We start from the raw sequence: 22,321 nt of genomic DNA on the forward strand, positions 1-22,321 counted from the left end.
GCGCGGATCGTCGGGACATCCCATGGGTATGATCGGTCAACACCTGCTGAACGGCTTGATGCAAGGAACGATCTATGGCCTCGTCGCCATGGGGTTCACCATCTTCTTCGGCGTCATGAACGTGATCAAGTTCTCGCACGGGGACGTGCTCACGCTCGGCGCCTTCGGAGGCCTCGTCGCCGTCTGGGCGGCGAATGCGCTGGGACTGTCGGTGCCGCTGCAGTTCATTGTCGCGCTGTGCGTGGCAATGGCACTGACCGCGGTGGTCGGCGCCGGCATCTCGCATTTCCTCATCATGCCGCTGCGCAATGCGCCGCCGCTTAATATGCTGCTGATGACGATGATGGTCGGTACGGCCATCCGTGAAGCCATCCGGCTGTTCTTTCCGAACGGCACCAATCCGCAGCGCTTTCCGGAACTGCTGCCGGCCGGTGGTTTCAATATCGGTCCGTCGTTCTTTCGCACCGACGCGATTATTCTGATCATTGCCGGCGCCGCCTCGATCGGCGCCGTTTACTGGATTATCAACCACTCCAAATTCGGCCTCGCGATGCGGGCGGTGGCCGAAGATACCGAAACGGCACGTGTGATGGGGATCAATTTCGGTCGCATCATCCCGCTGACCTTTGCATTGGGCTCCATCACCGCAGGCTTCGCCGGCATGATCTATGCGCTGTATTACAGCGAGATCAATTACAGCATGGGCCTGCTGTTGGCCGTAATCGGCTTCACGGCTGCGATCGTGGGCGGTCTCGGCAATATCTGGGGCGCGATCATCGGCGGCTATCTGTTCGCAGGGCTGCAGACTTTCGTCGTTGCCGCGATGCCGTCGATGAGCGACTACAAGAACGTGTTCGCTTTCGTGCTGATCATCGTCCTCATCACCTGGCGACCGACCGGGCTTCTCGCCGAACGCGGGAGCGAGCGGGTATGACGCCGACCTCTCGGACGCTTGTACGGGTGCCGGTGTGGCCGCTGTTTGTTGCTGTGGCCTTCGCTGCAGTGGCGCTCACGGCGCTGGTCCTGATCGAAAACCAGAAATTGCTGGGCGTCGCATTGGCGATCACGGCTGCGGTCTGCTTCTGCGCCGCTCGGTTCGGAGGCGTCGCCGCGACGGAAGTCGCCGCTTCGGAAAATCCCTGGCTGCTGCGTGGCCTGATAACGGTGGCCTCGCTCGCTGTCATCTTCGTGCTGCGCGACGACAATTTCGGCCTGCTGATGCTGGCAACGGTGCTGATCTACGCGACGATCTGCCTCGGCCTCACTGTGCAGATGGGCTATGCTGGCCTGACCAACTTTGCAGCCGCAGCTTTCGCCGGCACCGGCGGATATACCGCAGCGATGCTGGGACAGCAGGGCGGTCTACCCGATGCGCTGGTTTTGGTCTGCGGCGGCTTGGTCGCGGTCTTCATCGGCTCGCTGCTCATCCTCCCGGTGCTGCGCACCCGCGGACATTACGGCGCACTGACGACCATGGCGTTCGGCGTGATGTTCAACGTCTTTCTCGATGCGAATGACTTCTTTGGCGGTCCGCAGGGCCTGAAGCTTCCCGGCATCAATCTGTTCGGCTGGGACTTCACCAATGACATCCACATCTTCGGCCTCGTGCTGTCGTCCTATGTGAACTATGTGATCCTGACCGGTATTCTGACGGCGCTGGCGATGATCTTTGTCGGACTGCTGGACCGCTCATGGGTCGGTGTCTGGTTCGATGTGGTGCGCCTCGATGAGACCGCAGCATCCGTTTTCGGACTAAAGATAGCTTACTGGAAAGTGCTGGCATTCACGATAGGCAACTTCCTGGCCGGCCTGATGGGGGCGGTCTATGCGAAAATGACGGGGTTCATCGCGCCGGCGAATTTCACATTCGGCGACTCGCTGGTGATGGTGTCCATCGTGATCCTGGGCGGCATCGGCAATCGTTGGGGCGTTCTGCCAGCGGCGTTGATCGTCGTCCTGCTGCCCGAGAAGCTTCAATTCATCCAGGAATACCGGCTCATCTTCTACGCCGTCCTGGTCATCGCGATTCTGACCATGCGTCCGGACGGCCTCGTGGCGCGCCGGGTCCGGAAACTGCATACAGAGGCAAGCGCATGACGAGCTTGTCTAACGACGTGCTGCTCGAGAGCCGCGGCTTGACGGTCCGTTTCGGCGGCCTGTTCGCACTTAATGAGCTGAACATCGACGTCCGCAATGGCGAAGTGCTCGGACTGATCGGGCCGAACGGCTCCGGTAAGACCACGTTCCTCAATGTGATCAGCGGCGTCTATTCCGCAAGTGCAGGCAAGATCTTGCTGGGTGACATCGACATCACCCGCGAGAAGGCTCACAACATCTCGTCTTATGGCCTGTCGCGCACGTTCCAACGATCGCGCCTATGCCTGTCGCTGTCGGTGTTCGACAATATTGCGCTGGGTGCGCAGCGAACGCTGAACAATGGCCTTTGGCACAATATCGTGCAGCGGAAATCATTCGCCGCGGAAGCGCAGAAAATCGCGGATGAAGCCCGCGAGCTGCTGCATGTCTTCAATCCCGCGCTGCCGGACAAGCTGTTCGATCCGGCGATCTCGCTCGGCATGATCGATCGGCGCAGGGTTGAGATCTGCCGCGCATTGATAGGCAAGCCAAAGCTTGTGCTGCTCGATGAACCGTCTGCCGGCATGACCCATGACGAGACGGATCAGGTGGTGGATGAAATCCTCGGCATCCGCAAATCGCTTGGCGGGCTCACGATCATCATTGTTGAGCACGAGATGGGCTTGATCGAACGCGTCACCGATCGCTGTGTCGTGCTGAACTACGGCAAGAAGATCTGCGAAGGCAAATTCCGTGATGTCGCGGCTGATCCTGTGGTCCGCGAAGCCTATCTGGGGCAAGCATGAGCGGTCATCTCACAGTCGAGAACATCTTCACCGCCTATGATCGGGCCGACGTGCTGTCCGGCATTTCCATCGACGTGCAGCCGGGCAAGATCACCTGTATCCTCGGTTCCAATGGTGCCGGCAAGTCGACGCTGATCCGCTCAATCCTGCGACTGACGCCGCCGCGCGCCGGCTCGATCGCTTTCGAAGGCAAGACGCTCGATCAGATGGCGACCCACGAGATCGTCGGTCTCGGGATTGCCTGCATTCCCGAAGGGCGCCGGATCTTCGCGAAGATGACGGTCGAAGAGAATCTTCGGGTTGGCGCCTATCTCGTCAATGCGGAGAAGACGGTCAAAGCGCGCCTTGGCAAGGTGTATGAGGTGTTCCCGCGCCTGAAAGAGCGCGCCAAGCAGCTTGCCGGCACCATGTCCGGCGGCGAACAGGCGATGGTGTCGATCGGCCGCGGAATGATGACGGATCCCAAGCTTCTGATCATCGACGAGCCATCGCTGGGCCTGTCTCCGCTATTCGTGCAGGAGAACTTCAACATCGTGCGCCGGTTGAACGAAACCGGTGTGACGGTCCTCCTGGTCGAGCAGAACGTCAACCAGACCCTCGCCATCGCCCACTACGGCTATGTGCTGTCGCAAGGCAAGATCATCGTCCAGGGCGACTCCGAGATGCTGGCAAAGAACGAGGAAGTCCAAAGCGCCTACTTCGGTGGGGCGCACTGATCAGAAAGAACGTCGCGCTAGCTGATATGGCTGCCGCATCATAACGAAAAGTCAGACTATCATCTGAAAGGAAACGTCATGTCCTCAACCATCCATGAAAGCGCCATCGTCGTCGATGGATTGATCATCTCGGATTTCGGGCGCCCGGTCTTCGAGGACATGCGCAAGGGCGGATTGACAGCCGCCAACTGCACCTGCTGCGTCTGGGAAGGCTTCGAAGCCACCATGCGCAATGTGGTCAAGTGGAAGCGCTGGTTCGCAGACAACGACGACATCCTCAAGCAAGTTTACACCACCGCTGACATCCTGAAGGCCAAAGAGGAAGGCAAGACCGGCATCATCCTGGGTTGGCAGAACGTCACCGGTATCGAGGATCAGATCGGCTATCTCGGCCTGTTCAAGGAGCTCGGCGTCGGCATCATCCAGATGGCCTATAACACGCAGAACCTGGTCGGCACCGGCTGCTACGAGTCCAAGGACGGTGGCCTGTCCGACTTCGGCCGCGAGGTTGTCGCCGAGATGAACCGTCTCGGCATCCTCTGCGACCTGTCGCATGTCGGATCGAAGACCAGCGAAGACGTCATCCTCGCCTCCAAGCAGCCGGTTGCCTATTCGCACTGCCTGCCAGCCGGTTTGAAGGAGCATCCGCGCAACAAGTCCGACGAGCAGCTGCGCTTCATCGTCGATCACGGCGGCTTTGTGGGCGTCACCATGTTCCCGCCTTTCCTGAAGCGCGGTCCGGCATCGACTGTGGACGATTATGTCGAGGCAATAGAATACGTCATCGATATCTGCGGCGAAAACAGCGTCGGTATCGGCACCGACTTCACGCAGGGCTATGGCCAGGAATTCTTCGACTGGATCACCCATGACAAGGGATATGGCCGCCGCCTCACCAATTTCGGCGACGTCATCAATCCCGAAGGCATCAAGACCATAGGCGAATGGCCGAACCTTACCGCCGCCATGGAAAAGCGCGGCTGGAAAGCCTCACGCATCGAGGCCGTCATTGGCAAGAATTGGGTCAATCTCCTGAAGACCGTCTGGGGGGCCTGAGATGGGGAAGCCGCAGGTTGACATCAATGTCGATGACCAGACCGGGCGCTGGTCGGTCGATGCGACCAATATGATCTTGGTGCCGCAGCATTTCTATATGAACAACCACTTCGCCATCGAGGCGGCGGTGGGAGCTGCGGAGCTGGAGCGCATTCTGCGGCCGGCCGGCCATCGCTCGGCCTATTACTGGTGCGAGAAGGAAGCCGAATTCCACGGCATGTCCGGCGTCGATGTGTTCCGTCACTATATGCGCCGCATCACGCAGCGCGGATGGGGCCAATTTGATGTGCTCGACGTGTCGCCGGAAGCAGGGACGGCGACAGTGCGCTTGCGAAATTCGGCAATGGTTGATGGCGAGCGCCGCAACAGTGGCCGCAAGGTGTGTTACATGTTTGCGTCTTGGCTCGAAGGCTCGCTCGAATATGTTGCCGCAAGTGCCGGTCGTGAGGTCAGGTTGCGGGCGCAGGAGGTCTACTGCGAGGCTGAAGGCGCTCACGATCATTGTCTGTTCAAGGTCGAGCCGGCTTAATTTACGCTGGGGACCTCTAACGATAGGACGCGCCTAGACAGGTTTCCGAATAAAGATGTGGTCGGCCGTGCCACTTCGCTTCAGCTTGGCGCCGAGTGACGGATCGACCAACTGAATGGCAGAAGCAATCTTGCCCTCTGTCTCATCCTCTGACGTGTATTCCAGCGCATGTAAATCGTGCCTGGCGCGTCGGCGCTTGAGCGTGCTGAAGCAGTTCGGCCGCAGACGTTCCGATACGTCGGTCATCAGTGTCCACGCATAGTCCTCGATCTGGAGAACGGACCTGACTTCGTCGTCCCAGCCGCAGAGCACAATCTCCATCTGCGAAAATCCGCCATCGTCGGCGGCAAACGCTGCTGCTGCTGCTTCCACCGACTCGGCGACGTCCGTCGTGCTGCCTGCAAGGATGTCCCTGATCACGACTGTGATTAGCCCGCGGCCGCCGGCGACGCCTTTCATGACGAGGTGAGCTTCCGGAGCCTGATGGCGTTCGAACCTGCGCCCCAACTGCATTTGTTCAGCGAATTTTTCCAATGGATGATCATCATTGTTACAGGCATGAGCGAGGATCGTGCTGTCGATGCGCGGCTTCACATCATCTTTTCGCCAGTAGGTGTCCGGCAGCCAGGCGGTTTCGATTTCCCGCTGCGCATTTGTGAGCGCCCATGCCTGATCCAGCAGGAAGGACTCCGGCAGATTGGGGTGGCTGCAGGTGAGGCGCCGCCAGATGTCGAGCAGCGCTTCGGCGCGCTCGGTCTGATGGAAGAACAGCGCGCCAGTATTCATTACCCCATTCGGGCGACGGTTGACTGCGAAGTCACAGCCCAGCGCCTGCGGGAGCAGTGGAAGATTGGCGAGCCGCGCCTGAGCGTCGATCCAGAACACCGGGCGGCATGCCTGGCTCCACTGCTCGATGATGAAATCGACTTTCGACGTGCCTTGCCAGGCCTTGCTGCAGTTCGGTGATATCTGCGTTACGACGTGATCGAGGCCCAACCGCTTCAGATCTGCAGTAAGGCCGGCATCCTCGCCCTGAATGTCTGAACTCTCGAATGACGAGATGAAAAGCGTATCCTGCTTTCGATATAATCCGGTCGGCACCGTGAGCGGCTTGACGCCGCCCCACCACACCTGATGCGGCGCGTCCGCGCCCTCGGCGCCGAGTGACCCGTGTGCGTGTAATTTCGACTTCAGGCCGTCGAAGGCTGGGCTCTCGCCAACGAGCAAAATGACGATTGCATTCTCGTGCAGGGATTCGATCAGCGCCTGAACGCGCACAGCGTGCGTCGCTTCGAACACAATGACCGCAGCGCCAGGCTGAGATACGGCACTAACGCCATCCCAGTCGACAATGCCATGGCACCGGCTCGTTACCTGACGCAAGCGTGCAAGTTGAAGCGCGCCCAGTCGCGGCGGGCGCGCATGCTGCCGGAGGATATCGTCCAAGCTGTCGTTCATCGCCGCCTGTCTCGTTCGTTTGAATGCTTTGACTGATACGAACGAGTCGACGTCGTCAGGCGGATATCTCTGCGATGCGTAGCGCAATATGCTTCTATATGTTTCAGGTCGGTGCGATTTGTTTCTACTGTGTGTATCTTCATTGCGCGTGCGCATTGAATGCACGCGGTCAATGTTCTGAAACAAAAAAGATCGCGATGCGCCGCAGATGAGCGCCGCATGCAAGCGTTTTTTCTTTTTCCGACGACGCAGTCCGCTATTTTCAAATTGCGATTCGGCAAGAATTTCCCAGTGAAGGTGTGACGTTGCCCACTGCCGGATCCATCGCTGCAAAGTTGCCGGCATCGGTCTTCGATTGCTGAGTGATGTCGTATCGCTGCAGGTGTTGTCGTTGTGTGCGTAAGAATTCTTTGCATCACTCGCCGCAGTCGATGCGATTTCTCGAGATGCTTTGATGAGTCGTTCCCATCAGGCCCGACGTGGCCGCAACAGCCAGTGTAGAAATTTCTGCCTAGTTCCAGGCAGCTTTTTCCCATCAAGTGTTTGTAAAATAAGAAAAATTCATCGCCTGATCGTCGCGCGTCACCCGTTCAAGAGTGAGAGGTCGACCAGAACGGCCGTTTGTCGGCGGAGAAATGGGAGAAGGGCATGACGTACGCGCTCCAGATTGCAGACGCTGTCGAAACAATGCCGGTGCAGCTTGAAGCTGCGGAGGATTCTCTGATGCTCGACGCGTGCGAGCCAGCGGGCGATAGTGACGAAGAGCTGCTGGACAGATTAGCCGCAAATGACGAGATGGCATTCAGATGTCTTGTCGAGCGTCATATCGATCGTGCGTTTGGCGTTGCGCTTCGGCTTCTGGGCAGTCGCGCCGATGCCGAGGATGTGGTGCAGGACACGATGCTGAAGGTCTGGACGCATCGCGGGCAATGGGAGCAGGGCCGCGCAAAATTCTCGACGTGGCTCTACCGGGTTGTCACCAATCGCTGCATCGACCTGCATCGTCGGCCGCGCACCGACAATGTCGATGCCGTGCCGGAGCCAGCCGACGTCAAGCCCGATGCGTTCAGCACGATGCAGCGTGATGAAGTGGCGAAATTGCTGGAGACGGCGATGCAGCGTCTGCCTGAGCAGCAACGTGTCGCGGTGATCCTATCCTACCATGAAAACATGAGCAACGGCGACATCGCCGAAGTCATGAACACGACTGTGTCCGCGGTCGAGTCGCTGCTCAAGCGCGGGCGGCAGCAGCTGCGCGAAATTCTGCGCCGCCATGAGCCAGACATCCTGCACTCGTTAAGCGATTGCTAACTATAAATTATCAGCCCCGAAATAAACCGCGCCTGAATTGTGAGGGCCATTCCGTTTAGCGAATGGACGGGGGCTGGCCTGCGTCCAGAGGTCCCCGATCGGTCCGCATCCGCGGCCACATTCAAGGAGCAATTTAATGCCCGTTATTTCAACCAACACCGCGGCCAATTCTGCAGTCCGTTACCTGAATATCAACTCGTCGCAGATGTCGAGCTCACTCTCAAAGCTGTCGAGCGGCTCGAAGATCACCCAGGCATCCGACGACGCCGCCGGTCTCGCGATTTCGACGCGCATTTCATCCGACGTCACCACGCTGCAGCAGGCCGCAACCAACGCCTCACAGGCGACCTCGATCCTGCAGACAGCGGATGGCGGCGCCTCGAACATCAGCGACATTCTCTCGCGTATGAAGTCGCTGGCATCGCAGTCCTCCTCGGCGACGGTGACCGACAGTAGTCGCGCCTATCTCAATTCGGAATTTACCGCATTGAGCGATCAGATTGACAGTATCGCGACCGGCACGCGCTATAGCGGGCAGAGCCTGCTGGATGGTACCAGCGCATTCGCCGCGGGCGCTTCCGTTCTGGTTGGCTCGACGTCGGCCGATACGATCACCGTGAAACTCGACGATCTCACCTCTGCCACGTTGGGTGTCGATACGCTCGATGTCAGCACGCAGGCCGGCGCCACTGCAGCCATCGACGCGCTCGACACTGCCATCGATACGGTCTCCGCCGCCCGCGCGACGATCGGTGCGCAGGAATCGCGCTTCAATTTCAGCGCCAGCTCGATCTCGACGCAGTCCCAGAACCTGCAGGCCGCTAATTCCGCGATCACCGACGTCGACATCGCAGCCGAGCAGGCCAAGCTGTCGTCTTCGCAGGTCAAGGTACAGGCTGCGGTCGCCGCAGAATCGTCGGCGAACCAGATGCCGCAATATCTGCTGAAGCTGCTCGGCTAAGCCGCAGCAATCGCGAGCCGGCGGCAACGCCGGCTCGCACTCTCGTGCAGGAAAGTAAGGTGGCATGGCGACGGTGACGAGTTCGACTTCCGCGGCAGCAACCGCGGCCTTGGCGACGACCACCTCCGGCACGAAGACGACGACCAGCGTCGATTGGGACGCCTTGATCGAGGCGCAGGTTGCCACCAAGACGGCAGCCGCGACCACGATCCAGACCAGTATCACCGCGAATGAGGCCAAGATCTCGGCCTATCAGCAGTTGCAGACGCTGCTTACGACGCTGACGACCGACACGACCTCGCTCTCCAAGTCGATCGTCAATTCACTGTCGTCGAGTGCTTATGGAGCGCGATCGGCGACCATTACATCCACTGGCGACGTCAGCGCCAGTTCTGCCGTCTCGATGGCCATCAGCAACGGCGCGGCGACCGGCGATCACACGCTCACGGTGACCCAGATCGCCACAGCCCACAAGGTGATCGGCACCGCAGTTGCAGACAAGAGTGCCGATCTCGGTCTGGCCGGCACTTTCTCGATCGGCCTGGAAGGCGGCACAAGTGCCGATATCTCGGCCACCAGCGGGATGACGCTGGAGGATCTCGTCGATACGATCAACGCACAGACGTCCACGACGAACGTCCAGGCCTCGATCATCCAGATCTCGAGCAATCAGTACGAGATGATCCTGTCTGCAACCAAGGACAATGCGGATATCATCACCAGTGTCATGTCGGGTGACGATGTGCTCACGACCCTGGGCGTGACAGATAGTTCCGGCGCGTTCACCGACGTGCTGCAGGAATCGCAACCCGCAATTTTCAGCGTCGACGGCATTACGCTGACGCGCGACACCAATAACATCACCGACGTACTGAGCGGCGTCTCCTTTGGTCTGCTGCAAAGCACGCCATCGGGATCGACAGTCAAGATCAGCATCGATGTCGATACAAGTTCGATCCAGACTGCATTGCAGCAATTCGTCACGTCCTACAACGCTGTGCGCGACTACGTAACGACGCAGCAGACGCTGTCGTCGAGTGGAACCGCAGACACGAGTGCGGTGCTGTTTGGCGACGGCACCATGCGTAGCGTCACGACGCAGATGGAGCAGGTCCTGAACTCCATCGTGGGCGATCTGTCGATGAGCGCTCTCGGCCTGTCGTTCTCGGACACGAACGATCTTGTGCTCGATACGAGCACGCTCGCCACAACCCTGGCCGACAATATTGACGGTGTCATCGCGCTCCTCGCCACCAAGACCACGAGTTCGTCGGCGGCGCTCGCGGTTGTCAATACAAGTTCATCGCCGCCATCGTCCTTTGTGATGGATATTGCGGTCGATAGCTCCGGTGCATTGTCGGTCTCGGTGGGGGGAGACAGTTCGCTGTTTACCGTGTCTGGCCGAACGATCATCGGAAAGGCCGGCACGATCTATTCCGGCATGGCCTTCAGCTACAGCAGTACGTCATCGGCATCGGTGACCATCACGTCGACCATCGGGATTGCGGCGCAGATCAACGCGATCGCGAGTGCCTCATCGAACAAGACCAGCGGTTCACTGCAGGATCTGATTACCAATTTGCAATCCCAGGACGACCGGATGCAGCAGCAGATCGATGACATCAACGAGCGCGCCGCGATCTATCGTACAATGCTGACCACCCAATACGCCAAATATCAGTCGGCGATCTCGTCGGCCAATTCCACCTTGGATTATCTGTCCGCCCTTCTCAACGCGTCGAGTGATTAGTCATGCATCATCAAGCGAATTTTCAGGCCGCCCAGGCCTATCGACAGGCGGCGGTCGCGGTGCCGCCGTTGCGGGCGGTGGTCATGATGATCGATGGGGCGATTACGGCATTGCAGAAATCGGTGACGGCGTCCGAGGAGAAGAAATTCGAGGAGAGCCACGATCTGATGATCCGGGCGACTGCCATCCTGCGCGGGCTGAGCCATAACCTGAATTTCGATCGCGGAGGCGAGGTCGCGGAGGGCCTGCACACCACTTATCATACGCTGATCATGGCCTGCCTGCGGTCGTTCGGGCAGCCGAACGCGGCGCAGTGCTATGGCCGGATCATTGCGAGCCTGACCGAGCTTCGTGACGCCTGGATTGTCGTCGCCCGGAGTGCCGCGAAGCCCGCCTGATCAGATCGACACCGGCGGGCACGGTGAATTCATTGCACCTGCAGAGTTTAGGATCGTTCGATGTCTTTTTGTGGTTGAAAAGTCGGGGCAGCATTGCCTCGCGGCCCGGTCTGCCTTAGGACGCTGGCGTGCCAGTCCGAGCGAGGGCTGACATGCAGCGTACGATCAGGTGCGTGCCGGGCGAGTTTCCAGAATGGACATTCCCGAGTTTGAAGACCTGTTGGGTCGGCACGGTGAAGACGTGTCAACCTGGCCAGATAACCGGCGGGACGCCGCGCTCGCACTGCTGCGGACGTCGGAACAGGCGCGTGCGGCGATGGCCGAGGCGCAATTGCTGCGCCGTGCCCTGCCGTCGGGCGTCGTGCGCGCGCCGGATGGCCTGGTAGACCGGATCATGCAGAAGGCCCGGCAATCCGATGTGGTTCCCGCGAAGCCGGCAAGCAAGCCTGACAGCAAGTAGCTGACGCTTCCGTTACGGTCGCTCTAATCCCGCCAGTGCCGCGGACAATCCCGTGCGCGACTGCCTCCCGTTTCGGCCTTCTACAAAACCTCCCTCGGCCGTCCCAGCGGGCAATTTTTGCCGCGCCTGAGCGCCAATAGCTCGCGCCAAAAAATTTCAGAAAACCCCCGCGGCACAGCGCTTTCTTGTAACGGGGCGCGATGGCTCGCGGGCAGGAGCGGCCTGCAAAGAATCTTTGCCTGAACGGCCGAGACCACCCGTTTCAATAAGGAACGGACTTCACGAGCACTCTTCTCACTGACGCAATTCCGCAGCGCTGCGCGCGCGGATATCGCCGGAGCGCGCCATGACTGTAGCTGCAACGACGTCAACCACGACCACGACAGCCTCGACGGCGTCGTCTTCGTCGGTGACCTCTGCCATTACGTCGCAGCAATTTCTGAACCTGCTGGTGACCGAGTTGCAGAACCAGAATCCGCTCGACCCAACCAATTCGACCGACTTCATCAATCAGCTCACGTCCTACGCCAATTTCGATCAGCAGCAGACGCTGAACAGCAATATGGGCACGCTGGTGTCGTCGCTCAACAGCCTGCTCACACTGAATTCGTCGAACTATATCGGCCAGACTGTTACCGCGAAAACCGACACCGGCACGCTGAAAGATGGCCAGATCTCGTTTGGCTATTCGCTCGAGTCCGCCGCCTCCGATGTCACGCTGAGCGTCAAGGATTCATCCGGCAACACGGTGTGGACCGGCAGTGGAACCACGATCTCGGGCACCAACAGCTTCACCTGGGACGGCACGGCGACGGACGGCACCCAGCTGACCGACGGCGGCCAGTACACGCTCAACGTCTCGGCCACCGATAGCACTGGTCAGTCTGTCTACGGCTACACGACCGTCACCGGAAAGGTGACCTCGATCGACAACTCGTCCGGCACCCCGATGCTCAATATCGGGAGCACGTCCGTGAGCACCAGCAACGTCATCGGCGTCACTTCCTGAGTTTACTTTGGAGTACTGATTATGAGTCTATCCGGCGCGCTGTCTTCAGCCATCTCCGCTCTTAACGCCCAGAGCTCGGCTCTGGCGATGATTTCCGACAATATCGCAAACTCATCGACGGTCGGCTACAAGACAAACTCGGCATCGTTCGAGTCGCTGGTGACGGGTTCGTCCAGCGCATCGGCCTATTCGTCCGGCGGCGTGACGACGCTCTCGAAGTCCAATATCACGACGCAGGGCCTGCTGACGACAACATCGACCTCTACCAATATCGCGATCCAGGGCAACGGCTTCTTTCCGGTAACGACGTCGCTGACCGGCGGCTCGACGCTCTACACGCGCAACGGCGGGTTTACGACGGATTCCGACGGCTATCTCGTCAATAACGGTGCCTATCTTCTGGGTTGGCGCACCGATGCGGCCGGCAATGTGATTGGCAGCGCCAGCAGCGGAAATCTCACGACAATCGATACGAGTGTGGCGCAGACCAGCGGCAGCGCGACGGCGACCACCACCTTCTCGGCCAATTTGCCGGCGGACGCCGCGGTCGGCGATACGTTCACCACGTCGATGTCGGTCTACGATTCGCTGGGAGCGTCGAGCTCGATCCAGGTCACCTGGGCTAAGACTGCGGACAATACCTGGAGTGCGAGCTTCGGCCAGCCGACATTGTCGTCGGATTCGACGACGACAACCGCGGCAACCCCGACCAGCACCGTGTCGGTTTCTTTCAATACCGACGGTTCGCTGGCCAGCACCAATCCCAGTCCGGCAACGCTGGCGATCACTGGTTGGACCACAGGGGCGGCGGACAGCAACATTACGCTCAACCTCGGCACCGTAGGCGGCACCGATGGGCTGACGCAATATGCCTCCGGCCTATCTACTCCTGCTGTGAACATCACCCGCATCGAGTCCGACGGTCTCGCATTCGGTAAACTGAGCAACATCTCGGTTGGCGAAAACGGCATCGTCAATGCCACCTACTCGAACGGTCAGACCATTGCGATCTACAAGATCCCGGTGGCGACATTTGCCGCTGCCGATCAGTTGGAAGCCCAGAGCAACGGGCTGTATTCGGCAACGGCAGAATCGGGAACGGCTGCGTTGCAGGAATCCGGCACCAACGGCGCCGGCACCATTTTTGGCAGTGAGCTGGAATCCAGCACCACCGATACCAACGAGCAGTTCAGCAGCATGATCTCCGCGCAGCAGGCCTATTCGGCCGCGTCGCAGGTGATCACCGCCGTCAACAAGATGTTCGATACCCTGATCTCGAGCATGAGATGACCGCGATGGTGGCCGAGGCAGACGATGACGCGCTAATGCGGCGACTTGACCGGTTGCTGGCCGCCGCGCAGCGGATCGATCGTGGCGATCGGCGCATGATCCTGGCGCTGCAAGGCGATCTCAGGACGCTGCGTACCACTTTGCAGCAGCGCCGTGACGCGTTGGCGCAGAAACTCAACATCGCCGGCGCGCGTAGCAAAGCGGCGACGGCATATTCCCGGATAGCCTCGCTCGGGCGGCACGCCACGGCAGCCGCGCCCCATCCATCGATCACGGAGTGACCATATGATGACCCGAAGCCCGCCGCTGCAGCCCGCGAGCGCCGATGACGGATCCCGCCTCGAGGATCTGGTCGAGCTGATCGAACGCCTGATCGACGTCGTCGCCGAAGAGAATATCGCTCTGGCGATGGGGCTGCCGGCCTCGCAGTCGCAGCACACGGCGATCAAGTTGGAGCTTTCGGAGCTGTTCGAGGCCTGGGTCAAGGAAGTAGGTCGCAAGAACATGTTGCTTGGCACTTCCGATCGCCAGTTGCAGGGGCGGGTACTCACCCGGCTCGAACAGCTCAGCGTCGCGATGGACGAGAATGTTACCCGCCTGCGCGCCGCGATCGAGGCCAGCCAGCGCCGCATCGACGCCGTGATGGCCGCGATTCGGGAGCAGATATCCGACAGCGCGCCCTACGGCGCCAATGGTCGCATCAGTGCGCAGTCGGCATCCTACGCACGCAACGTGCGAATCTAAACCAAGCCATAATATGAGGTCGCCATCGTGTCGCTGGAGATAGCCCGCAGCATCGCCGTCAGTAGCCTGATGGCCAGTCAGGTCCAGATCAGCGTCGCCTCGTCGAATATTTCGAATGCTGACACCACCGGCTACACGGTCAAGACCGCCAATCAGGTCGCGACCACCAGTGGCGGCGCCGGGACCGGCGTGTCGATCACCGGGATCACCAGCAGCGTCGACAAATTGCTGTTCAAGTCCCTGATCTCCGCAACCTCGGAAGTCGGCGCAGCCAACACCAACAACGACTATCTCAACCGGCTGCAGGCACTGTATGGCAGCACGACCAGTGCAGAAGACACCGGAACTTCGATCGCGAACACGCTGGCATCGCTGGAATCCGCCATATCGTCGCTCGCCGGCACGACCAGCAGTGCCTCGCTGCAAGCCAATGTGGTGAGTACGCTTGATAGCCTCGCATCGCAACTGCGCGAGACGTCCTCGGGAATTCAGCAACTGCGCGGCACTGCCGATGCCGCGATTTCCTCCGATGTCGATCAGGTCAATGCCAGCCTGCAGGCCATCGCCAGTTTGAACGCCCAGATCAAACAGGCGGCGGCTGCTGGCCAATCGACGGGCGATCTCGAGGATCAGCGCAATGTCGCGCTGCAGACCGTCGCGTCGAAGATGAATGTCAGCTATTTCATTTCATCGACGGGGGATATGCAGGTTTATACGGCGTCAGGCCAGACGCTCGTGGACAACAGTGCGCATCTGCTTAGCTTCACGGCGGCATCATCCGTGACGGCCAATGCCAGCTACTCGGCCGGTTCGTCCAGCGGGCTCAGCGGCATTTCCGTCAACGGCGTCGATGTCACTACGCAGATCACATCTGGCGAAATCGGCTCTTTGCTCAGCCTGCGCGATAGCGTCTTGCCCGCAGCGCAGTCGCAGCTCGACCAGCTTGCCAATACGCTGGCAGACACCCTGAATGCCGCAAGCAATCAGGGCACGTCGTTGCCGCCGCCAACAACGCTGACCGGCACCACGACGGTCACGGCGGCGACTGCGCTGGATGCGACCGGTACGGTCCGCATTGCTGTTGCCGACCAGTCGGGAAGTCTGGTGGCCTATGCCGATCTCGATCTGTCGACCTATGCGACGGTGGGCGACCTGGTCTCGGCCATCAACGGCATTTCCGGCCTCAGCGCATCGATCAATGCCAGCGGGAAGGTGGTGATCGCCAGTTCCAGCAGCAGCAACGGGGTCGCCATCAATGAGATGACGAGCGCCGTCGGCAGCAGCGGAATCGGCCTGTCCGACTATCTCGGCCTCAATGACCTCGTGACCGGAACCGGGGCATCCAACATCGCCGTGCGCAGCGACATCCTGGCCAATTCAGGTTTGTTCGCCGTCTCGATCCTCGATGCATCGGCAACGCTGACGACGGGCACCAAGGTAATCACCGCCGGCGTGACCGACGTGGTCGATGCGATCTACGCGGCACTCACGGATTCCCGTACCTTTGGCGCGTCAGGTGGGCTCGGGTCATCGACCGGTTCGTTTGCGGACTACGCGGCCACGGTCATCGCCAATGTCGCGTCGAAGGCAACGCTCGCGGCCACGACCTATACATCAAAGTCGACGGCACAATCGTCATTTGCCAATGCGCTGGCGTCGCAGTCGGGCGTCAATCTCGACGAAGAAACCGCAAAGATCAGCACATTGCAGAATCAGTATACGGCCGCGTCGCAGCTCATGCAGGTCATCAACGAGATGTTCTCATCGCTGCTGACCGCCGTGCAGAGCGCGAGCTGACGGGAGCCGACTTGATGCAGATGCGCGTTGCCACCTTTGCGATCAACGACCAGATGATCGCGTCTGCTTTGCGCACGCAAAGCACCATGGCCAATCAGCAGATCCAGGAGGCTTCGGGGCTGATCTCGTCGGATTTTGGCGGGTTGGGGTCATCGGCGCAGCAGGTGCTCAATCTTCAGGTCTCAGTCACCCGGGCGCAGTCCTATATCGATGCCGCCACACAGACCAACAGCAAGATCCAGGTGATGTACTCGGCCGTCAATTCGGTGTCCGATCTGGTGACACAGTTCCGCACTCTGCTGACGGGTGCATCGAGCGCTTCGAGCACGGATGCGGCCAGCGTCACGGAGAGCGCCAAGAACATGCTGGAGCAGATGGCGTCACTACTCAACACGCAATATAATGGCGGCTATCTGTTCGGCGGTTCTGCCACCAAAACCGCGCCGGTGGATATATCGAGTGCGACCTATGCCGCGGCATCGTCGCCGTCCACCGCAGACACGAGCTATTATCAGGGCGACAGTCAGCTCGGCGCTGTACGCGTCTCGGACAACCAGACGGTCTCTTACGGCGTCACGGCGGACAATACCGCTTTCGAGCAGATCATGCGGGCCATGAATCTGGTAGCGAGCAATTCGCCGCTTTCGACCGACACGCTCAATGAGGCGCTCGATCTGGCGGTCGATTCCATCGACAAGCTTGGTGTGGTGCAGACGCGGATATCCAACGCATCGGCCTCAATCGAGCGGGCCAGTGCCTACCAGACCGAGTATCAATCCTATGCCAAGACGCTCGGCAGCGATCTCACCAGTGTCGACGTTGCAGCGGTCACCGCCAAACAGTCGACCTATCAGGCCCAGCTTACGGCATCCTATGCCGCGATTGCCAAGGTTCAGAGCCTGAACCTGGCGAGCTATCTGCGATGATTTGGACGCGAGCGCGACCCTAAATGCGTCTTTCTAAGTTATCCTGTCCCAGCGCGTCGAGTTGGCCCGAAATCTTCTGATGAAGACCGATATGCCGTTGGCCGATGTTGCACAGGCTTGTGGCTTTGCCGATCAAAGCCACTTCACCCGCATCTTTTCCGCTGCGACCGGATTGCCGCGGGGCTTGGCGCCGCGCGACTGGCAATGCAGGTTCCTCAGCGATTTGCTGAAGAAGGCCCACCGATGTCGGGCAGGGTGGTGAAGCCACGCATCAGGGTCCTTTCGGCCTCCGCGATGGCGGCGAGGTGGATGTCGCCGACGAGGCTTGTGCGCCAATCAGTGCCCGTATCAGCGGGAAGTGGTGCACGGGTCAGCAGCGACTGCAGACGCTCAATCACAATGAACCGACAGAGCCCGATCCTCAAGAAAGCCCCCACGTTCGTTGTGCGATATGGCAAGCGCCGCAAGCACTGTCCGGTTGTTGATTTCAAGCTTCTGATAGATGTGATGGAGATGTTGCTTGATGGTGCCGTCAGCAATATTCAGCCGCCGCCCAATTTCCTTGTTCGACAACCCTTCAGAGACCAGGCGCATGATCTGACGCTCGCGCTCTGTCAGCACCGCCAGAACACTCTCCGTGATCGCGATACTCTTCTGTTCGGAAGGTATAACGTGATTGACCGCGGGAAGCGGCAATAGCCTTTGGCCAGTCGCGATCTCACGCAGGGACTGCATCAGGGTTTCGAGCGGCATGTCCTTCAGGATGACACCGTAGGCGCCAGCAGCGGCCGATAAAGCCAGTTGGCGATCTTCAACGACAGCGGTGAAAAAGACGATCCGCGTTGAAAGCCCCTCGGAGTTGGCGATGGCAACGATTTCCAGCCCGGTCAGGCCCGGCATTTCGATGTCTATAATGGCGATGTCCGGCGTTAAATTTCGAATCGCTTCGATACAGCTCGGGCCAGTGCTGCAGCACGCGACAATCTTGAAGCCGTTTTGCGCTTCAAGCACGCTCGTCAAACCTTGCAGAACCACAGGATGGCGGTCTGCGATCACGACACTGGTGCAACGCATGGGCGGTCCTCAGCCTAGCCCCCCAAAACTTAAACTCCACGCGACCCCGGATATTCCCTTCTTAGCCTAATTTTCTGGAGGCTCAAATTCGTTACGCTACATCGCAACGCAACAAAGAAAACACGTAACAACTTTGGGTGGACGTATCTGAAATTGTCACTCAAGGATAGACGTCCCGTATGACGAAGCACGCACTCCCTCTGCGAAGTTTGCGGTGAATCCCCCGTTTACTATTATGAACGACATCCCTCAGTACCGGCCCATCGCCTATAACTAAAGGTATATAGGGAGATCGAGAATTCGCATCTAACATTCATAAAATCGTCGCAAACGAGAAGGGAGGCGTCTTCAATTCGACGACGAAATGCTTCTAAAAAGACAGAGTTTCTTGCCGACTGAAAATATTCCAATGCCAAAATTTCTGCCGAAGAAGCGGGGCTTAACCGCCGACAGATCACCAAGAATGAGCTGAATTTCAAGCGCTCAGTTTTTTTTTAAATCAGTTGCGTATGGTTGGGAGGGTCGCGATGCGGAGGCAACAATCTTTTTTTACAATTCTCGTTGGGAAAAATACTTTACTCAGAGAAGGTCTTGCCAGGATTTTACGCTCAGCAAATTTTCGTATCCTAGCCTCAGTATCAAGCGTGGATGATTTGCTCCCGGGTCAACCGCAAGCACACCAGCCTCTGCTTCTTATTGCTCACACCGGCGATGATTTTGACGCCGCGATTGAACAAATCGAACTTTTCAGGGACTACCATCCGGGCGGGCGCATTGCGATCGTGGCCGATCATTATCGAATGGACGAACTGGCTTCTGCGTTTCGGGCAGGTGCCAACGGCTACTTTGTCAACGTTATGACCTGCGATGTATTCATAAAGTCCATCGAACTGATAATGATGGGTGAAACGATCTTTCCTCCAGCATTTCTATCATCTGTTCTTGCTCCCGAAGGCAGTCACCCAGGCGAGACGGGGTCGCGTGACCAAAACAAGACGCAGGCGATTCTTATCGCTACAGAAGATATGACCACGCCGCAGCTTTCTCCGCGGGAAAAATCAATTTTGCACTGCCTGATTGAAGGCGCCTCCAACAAAAGCATCGCGCGGACGATCCATATCGCCGAAGCAACTGTAAAAGTCCACGTCAAGGCGATCCTTCGCAAGCTCCGTGTCCAGAATCGGACACAGGCAGCGATTTGGGGGATGAACAACGGATCACTGGCAGAACCGGCAAACAGCAACTCTCCGCCTTTAGCTGGCGATTCGAATGGTCGGCTTTCAAATCCCGTTGCGATGATCTCCGAGATCAAGAAAAACGAGACGCCAGTGCCACTGGGTGTGATCAACCACGAGCCAAATCATATTGAGGTCTCGCGCATCGACGGTCTGATCCGTAAGGGCATCAACGGAAAGATCTGTGGCGCGGCACGAGTCGGCAAATAGTCAGCGATTGTTGGCGTAGGCGAGCAAGTCGCGCCGACCGGTGGTCGTCGGAGCGTGGCGCTCGCGCCGGTGAACGATCGAACATGGATACGTGAGGCGCTGACGATCGCGCGTGCTCTTGCGACGCGCTTCAATAAATCACTCCACCGATCTTGGGCAACGGTTAGTGCGATGTCGCTCGCGCGCGTGAGGGATGCCGGGCGTCAGTTTCTAACAGGCTTTCTGAAAAGCCGGCTCGTTGCGCTGTTGTCGTCATTCCAAGCGTAGCGATGTCAATCGGGCCTCGCGATATCGTGCGCCAGCGATGCAGCCGAAGTCCGGTTCGGTCTGTCTCGTCCCATCATGCACCACTGCGAGCTGCAGCTTTGCCGCTGCAATACAGTGCTCGCGTGCAATCCAACTATCATTCCGACATCTCATGCAAACGCACGAAGACGCGCGGATAGTCAGCGTCTAGTTTTCTCGTCAATGGCATTCCGGTTTGGCCATCAGCACCAGGCCGGGCTGTCGCGTTGATATGATGAACGATTGCGCGCTTCAGTAACACAGGAGGATAATATGAAGGCTGTCATTCAATGCGGCGGAAAGGGAATGCGCTTGCGTCCGCATACATCCATCTTGCCGAAACCGCTTATGCCGATCGGATCGCGGCCCGTCCTCGAGCTCCTGCTCAAATGGCTCAGGCGAAATGGCATCAGAGAAGTCTTCATCACGACTGGATATCTGGGCCACCTTATTCGCAGTGTTTGCGGCGACGGCAATCAGTGGAACATGCAGATCGTTTACACGCAGGAAGTGGAACCGCTTGGAACGATGGGCCCGCTGTCGCTTTTGCGAGAACAACTCGACACGCCGTTTCTGGTCCTCAACGGCGACGTGCTCACGGACCTGAATCTCAGTCAGTTCGTGAGCTGTCATCGCCGACACCAAGGTCCCCTCACCATCGCCACCGCCACACGTCCTACCAAGATGGACTTTGGCGTGATCGACGAGACGGGCGGTTGCGTCACCGGATTCCGTGAGAAGCCCGAACTGTCGCATCTGGTGAGTATGGGCATCTACTGCATGGATCCCTCGGTGCTGGACCGCATTCCGTCAGGTGTTCCATTCGGCTTCGACGATCTGATGGCCCAGATGCTGGAAGAGGAAATACCCGTGAACGTATTCAAGCACAACGGCATGTGGCTCGACATCGGGCGGGTGGACGACTTCCTCAAGGCTCAGGATATTGCATGGGACGAGCAGTCGCCCCCGGCATTCGTGGCAACCGTCGCGGCCTGACGAAGACGCTGCATGTCACGGCTGCTGCTCGTGCAATCTCAAACGTATCGTCGAATCCGGGATTGGAGATGAACACATGTTATTGGTATCAGAGCCAGTCCTGGGTCCGGACGAGCAAACAGCCCTAGCCTCTGTCATCGAGAGCGGCTGGGTTACGATGGGAGACCGGGTCCGGGAATTCGAACAAGCGTTTGCTCATCTTCATGAGGCCGAGGATTCAATCGCCGTCGGCTCGTGCACGGCAGCCCTCCACCTCATCCTGCACGCGCTCGGCATTGGGCCGGGCGACGAAGTTCTCGTTCCATCGCTGACCTTCGTCGCCACGGCCAATAGCGTTCTCTATGTGGGAGCGCGCCCCGTTTTCGTCGATATCGATTCGGCCGAGATTCCGTTGATGTCGCTGGATGATGCTGAAGCCAAATGCACATCGAGAACAAAAGCGATTATTCTCGTCCATTTCGCCGGTTACCTCGCGCATCGCGACACTTGGCAGTCTTTCGCTCGTCGCAAGGGCCTGCTCCTGATCGAGGATGCAGCTCATGCGCCCGGACTGCCCGCAGTTGGGACCTATGGCGAGGCGGCAGCATTCAGCTTTTACGGCAACAAGAACATGACGACCGCCGAGGGCGGCGCCATTATCGCCCGCAGCCGCGCTTTGAGGGAAACCATCAAGCGAGCACGGTCCCATGGCATGACAAGCAGCACGCGACAGCGCCTCACCAGTCGTCGTCCCGACTACGACGTTACGATCCTCGGATTCAACTATCGTATGGACGATTTGCGCGCTGCCGTTGGCCTTGCCCAACTCAAGAAACTTCCGGAATGGAATGACACCAGGCGACGCCTGTCACTGTGCTATCGTCAGTTGATGGCGGAGCATTGCCCAGCGGTGATGATACCATTCGCGAATCCTTGGCCATCGGCGCACCATCTGATGCCGGTCGTCCTGCCGACGGCAACCGATCGGCAGCCTGTGATCGATCGGCTACGCAAGCGCGGCATACAGACTACGATTCACTATCCCGCCGTCCACCACCTGACATTCTACAGAGAACTCTATCCCGATACATTCTTGCCGCGCACCGAGGAGTTTGCCCAACGGGAGCTCACGCTGCCGCTGCACCCCCGGATGAACCCGGCCGACGTGGAACAGGTAGTGAATTCTCTTGCCGCCGCACTTGGCACGGAGTTTCCATTAGGGGCAATCGCGTAGCCATGCGCGGGGCAGCGAACC

At 59.0% G+C, this 22,321-nt stretch carries 23 protein-coding genes; 21 read left to right on the plus strand and 2 right to left on the minus strand.

The features are described 5' to 3' along the window. Nucleotides 1-22 precede the first annotated feature (22 nt). The 6 genes from AB7813_RS21415 (at nt 23) to AB7813_RS21440 (ending at nt 5,183) form a co-directional block, all read left to right on the plus strand. Nucleotides 23-934, plus strand: coding sequence for a branched-chain amino acid ABC transporter permease (locus AB7813_RS21415; protein WP_068737795.1), 912 nt, complete (start codon nt 23-25; stop codon nt 932-934). Beyond that, nucleotides 931-2,097 carry a branched-chain amino acid ABC transporter permease gene (locus tag AB7813_RS21420; protein WP_439065546.1) on the plus strand — a complete coding sequence of 389 codons (1,167 nt, stop codon included), beginning with the start codon at nt 931-933 and terminating at the stop codon, nt 2,095-2,097. Before AB7813_RS21415 ends, AB7813_RS21420 begins: the two co-directional genes overlap by 4 nt. Then, complete coding sequence (locus AB7813_RS21425; protein ID WP_439065547.1) at nt 2,094-2,882, plus strand: ABC transporter ATP-binding protein; 789 nt, start codon at nt 2,094-2,096, stop codon at nt 2,880-2,882. The genes AB7813_RS21420 and AB7813_RS21425 overlap by 4 nt, the downstream gene beginning before the upstream one ends. Beyond that, nucleotides 2,879-3,598 carry an ABC transporter ATP-binding protein gene (locus tag AB7813_RS21430; protein WP_089266582.1) on the plus strand — a complete coding sequence of 240 codons (720 nt, stop codon included), beginning with the start codon at nt 2,879-2,881 and terminating at the stop codon, nt 3,596-3,598. The genes AB7813_RS21425 and AB7813_RS21430 overlap by 4 nt, the downstream gene beginning before the upstream one ends. A 78-nt stretch (nt 3,599-3,676) precedes the next feature. Further along, nucleotides 3,677-4,654 (plus strand): dipeptidase, encoded by a 978-nt coding sequence (locus AB7813_RS21435; protein WP_439065548.1) that lies wholly within the window; start codon nt 3,677-3,679, stop codon nt 4,652-4,654. 1 nt (nt 4,655) lies between these two features. Continuing rightward, nucleotides 4,656-5,183 carry a DUF5943 domain-containing protein gene (locus tag AB7813_RS21440; RefSeq protein WP_320446282.1) on the plus strand — a complete coding sequence of 176 codons (528 nt, stop codon included), beginning with the start codon at nt 4,656-4,658 and terminating at the stop codon, nt 5,181-5,183. 33 nt (nt 5,184-5,216) lie between these two features. Here AB7813_RS21440 and AB7813_RS21445 read toward each other — a convergent pair whose 3' ends face one another. Beyond that, complete coding sequence (locus tag AB7813_RS21445) at nt 5,217-6,986, minus strand: hypothetical protein (protein ID WP_439065549.1); 1,770 nt, start codon at nt 6,984-6,986, stop codon at nt 5,217-5,219. 303 nt (nt 6,987-7,289) lie between these two features. Here AB7813_RS21445 and AB7813_RS21450 point away from each other — a divergent pair, with 303 nt between their 5' ends. The 12 genes from AB7813_RS21450 (at nt 7,290) to AB7813_RS21505 (ending at nt 17,549) form a co-directional block, all read left to right on the plus strand. Then, the gene (locus tag AB7813_RS21450) at nt 7,290-7,952 is read left to right on the plus strand and encodes an RNA polymerase sigma factor (RefSeq protein ID WP_120287831.1); all 663 of its coding nucleotides are present in this window, start codon (nt 7,290-7,292) and stop codon (nt 7,950-7,952) included. A gap of 136 nt (nt 7,953-8,088) precedes the next feature. Next, nucleotides 8,089-8,913, plus strand: a complete 825-nt coding sequence (locus AB7813_RS21455; protein ID WP_089266590.1) for a flagellin — start codon at nt 8,089-8,091, stop codon at nt 8,911-8,913. 64 nt (nt 8,914-8,977) lie between these two features. Beyond that, nucleotides 8,978-10,663: a flagellar filament capping protein FliD gene (fliD, locus tag AB7813_RS21460; protein ID WP_441228351.1), complete on the plus strand. Its 1,686-nt coding sequence runs from the start codon at nt 8,978-8,980 to the stop codon at nt 10,661-10,663. 2 nt (nt 10,664-10,665) lie between these two features. Beyond that, nucleotides 10,666-11,061 carry a flagellar protein FliS gene (locus AB7813_RS21465; RefSeq protein ID WP_439065551.1) on the plus strand — a complete coding sequence of 132 codons (396 nt, stop codon included), beginning with the start codon at nt 10,666-10,668 and terminating at the stop codon, nt 11,059-11,061. Between the two features lie 193 nt (nt 11,062-11,254). Beyond that, nucleotides 11,255-11,521, plus strand: coding sequence for a hypothetical protein (locus AB7813_RS21470; RefSeq protein WP_439065552.1), 267 nt, complete (start codon nt 11,255-11,257; stop codon nt 11,519-11,521). 346 nt (nt 11,522-11,867) lie between these two features. Further along, nucleotides 11,868-12,530 carry a flagellar hook assembly protein FlgD gene (locus AB7813_RS21475; protein WP_441228352.1) on the plus strand — a complete coding sequence of 221 codons (663 nt, stop codon included), beginning with the start codon at nt 11,868-11,870 and terminating at the stop codon, nt 12,528-12,530. A 21-nt stretch (nt 12,531-12,551) separates the two neighbouring features. Further along, entirely contained in the window at nt 12,552-13,820 is a 1,269-nt protein-coding gene (flgE, locus tag AB7813_RS21480) for a flagellar hook protein FlgE (RefSeq protein ID WP_441228353.1), read from the plus strand. Beyond that, complete coding sequence (locus AB7813_RS21485) at nt 13,817-14,101, plus strand: hypothetical protein (protein ID WP_439065555.1); 285 nt, start codon at nt 13,817-13,819, stop codon at nt 14,099-14,101. The genes flgE and AB7813_RS21485 overlap by 4 nt, the downstream gene beginning before the upstream one ends. 4 nt (nt 14,102-14,105) lie before the next feature. Next, complete coding sequence (locus AB7813_RS21490; protein WP_441228354.1) at nt 14,106-14,564, plus strand: flagellar protein FlgN; 459 nt, start codon at nt 14,106-14,108, stop codon at nt 14,562-14,564. Between the two features lie 27 nt (nt 14,565-14,591). Further along, on the plus strand, nt 14,592-16,361 hold the full coding sequence (gene flgK / locus AB7813_RS21495) for a flagellar hook-associated protein FlgK (protein ID WP_439065557.1): 1,770 nt from the start codon (nt 14,592-14,594) through the stop codon (nt 16,359-16,361). Nucleotides 16,362-16,375: 14 nt separating this feature from the next. Then, nucleotides 16,376-17,287, plus strand: coding sequence for a flagellin (locus AB7813_RS21500; protein ID WP_441228355.1), 912 nt, complete (start codon nt 16,376-16,378; stop codon nt 17,285-17,287). 43 nt (nt 17,288-17,330) lie between these two features. Next, nucleotides 17,331-17,549, plus strand: a complete 219-nt coding sequence (locus tag AB7813_RS21505) for a helix-turn-helix domain-containing protein (RefSeq protein ID WP_256461314.1) — start codon at nt 17,331-17,333, stop codon at nt 17,547-17,549. Between the two features lie 128 nt (nt 17,550-17,677). Here AB7813_RS21505 and AB7813_RS21510 read toward each other — a convergent pair whose 3' ends face one another. Further along, nucleotides 17,678-18,361: a LuxR C-terminal-related transcriptional regulator gene (locus AB7813_RS21510; protein WP_439065559.1), complete on the minus strand. Its 684-nt coding sequence runs from the start codon at nt 18,359-18,361 to the stop codon at nt 17,678-17,680. A 527-nt stretch (nt 18,362-18,888) separates the two neighbouring features. On the opposite strand from AB7813_RS21510, the gene AB7813_RS21515 reads away from it, so the two are divergent. From AB7813_RS21515 to AB7813_RS21525, 3 genes are all read left to right on the plus strand, one after another. Then, nucleotides 18,889-19,806, plus strand: a complete 918-nt coding sequence (locus AB7813_RS21515) for a LuxR C-terminal-related transcriptional regulator (protein ID WP_439065560.1) — start codon at nt 18,889-18,891, stop codon at nt 19,804-19,806. A gap of 558 nt (nt 19,807-20,364) precedes the next feature. After that, nucleotides 20,365-21,087, plus strand: coding sequence for a sugar phosphate nucleotidyltransferase (locus AB7813_RS21520; protein WP_089266608.1), 723 nt, complete (start codon nt 20,365-20,367; stop codon nt 21,085-21,087). A 76-nt stretch (nt 21,088-21,163) separates the two neighbouring features. Further along, a complete protein-coding gene (locus AB7813_RS21525) occupies nt 21,164-22,300 on the plus strand; it encodes a DegT/DnrJ/EryC1/StrS family aminotransferase (protein WP_089266610.1) in 1,137 nt (378 codons plus the stop codon). The last annotated feature ends 21 nt before the right edge of the window (nt 22,301-22,321 follow it).

The organism is Tardiphaga sp. 20_F10_N6_6, from assembly GCF_052076045.1.
GTDB classification, from domain to species: domain Bacteria; phylum Pseudomonadota; class Alphaproteobacteria; order Rhizobiales; family Xanthobacteraceae; genus Tardiphaga; species Tardiphaga robiniae.

Coding starts and splice junctions, on each gene's coding strand:
- AB7813_RS21455 (WP_089266590.1), top strand. CDS start 8,089: ATGCCCGTTATTTCAACCAACACCGCGGCCAATTCTGCAGTCCGTTAC.
- AB7813_RS21510 (WP_439065559.1), bottom strand. CDS start 18,361: ATGCGTTGCACCAGTGTCGTGATCGCAGACCGCCATCCTGTGGTTCTG.
- AB7813_RS21470 (WP_439065552.1), top strand. CDS start 11,255: ATGGACATTCCCGAGTTTGAAGACCTGTTGGGTCGGCACGGTGAAGAC.
- fliD (WP_441228351.1), top strand. CDS start 8,978: ATGGCGACGGTGACGAGTTCGACTTCCGCGGCAGCAACCGCGGCCTTG.
- AB7813_RS21450 (WP_120287831.1), top strand. CDS start 7,290: ATGACGTACGCGCTCCAGATTGCAGACGCTGTCGAAACAATGCCGGTG.
- AB7813_RS21430 (WP_089266582.1), top strand. CDS start 2,879: ATGAGCGGTCATCTCACAGTCGAGAACATCTTCACCGCCTATGATCGG.
- AB7813_RS21440 (WP_320446282.1), top strand. CDS start 4,656: ATGGGGAAGCCGCAGGTTGACATCAATGTCGATGACCAGACCGGGCGC.
- AB7813_RS21415 (WP_068737795.1), top strand. CDS start 23: ATGGGTATGATCGGTCAACACCTGCTGAACGGCTTGATGCAAGGAACG.
- AB7813_RS21500 (WP_441228355.1), top strand. CDS start 16,376: ATGCAGATGCGCGTTGCCACCTTTGCGATCAACGACCAGATGATCGCG.
- AB7813_RS21485 (WP_439065555.1), top strand. CDS start 13,817: ATGACCGCGATGGTGGCCGAGGCAGACGATGACGCGCTAATGCGGCGA.
- AB7813_RS21515 (WP_439065560.1), top strand. CDS start 18,889: ATGCGGAGGCAACAATCTTTTTTTACAATTCTCGTTGGGAAAAATACT.
- AB7813_RS21435 (WP_439065548.1), top strand. CDS start 3,677: ATGTCCTCAACCATCCATGAAAGCGCCATCGTCGTCGATGGATTGATC.
- AB7813_RS21425 (WP_439065547.1), top strand. CDS start 2,094: ATGACGAGCTTGTCTAACGACGTGCTGCTCGAGAGCCGCGGCTTGACG.
- AB7813_RS21520 (WP_089266608.1), top strand. CDS start 20,365: ATGAAGGCTGTCATTCAATGCGGCGGAAAGGGAATGCGCTTGCGTCCG.
- AB7813_RS21445 (WP_439065549.1), bottom strand. CDS start 6,986: ATGCCGGCAACTTTGCAGCGATGGATCCGGCAGTGGGCAACGTCACAC.
- AB7813_RS21525 (WP_089266610.1), top strand. CDS start 21,164: ATGTTATTGGTATCAGAGCCAGTCCTGGGTCCGGACGAGCAAACAGCC.
- AB7813_RS21490 (WP_441228354.1), top strand. CDS start 14,106: ATGATGACCCGAAGCCCGCCGCTGCAGCCCGCGAGCGCCGATGACGGA.
- AB7813_RS21475 (WP_441228352.1), top strand. CDS start 11,868: ATGACTGTAGCTGCAACGACGTCAACCACGACCACGACAGCCTCGACG.
- AB7813_RS21420 (WP_439065546.1), top strand. CDS start 931: ATGACGCCGACCTCTCGGACGCTTGTACGGGTGCCGGTGTGGCCGCTG.
- flgE (WP_441228353.1), top strand. CDS start 12,552: ATGAGTCTATCCGGCGCGCTGTCTTCAGCCATCTCCGCTCTTAACGCC.
- AB7813_RS21465 (WP_439065551.1), top strand. CDS start 10,666: ATGCATCATCAAGCGAATTTTCAGGCCGCCCAGGCCTATCGACAGGCG.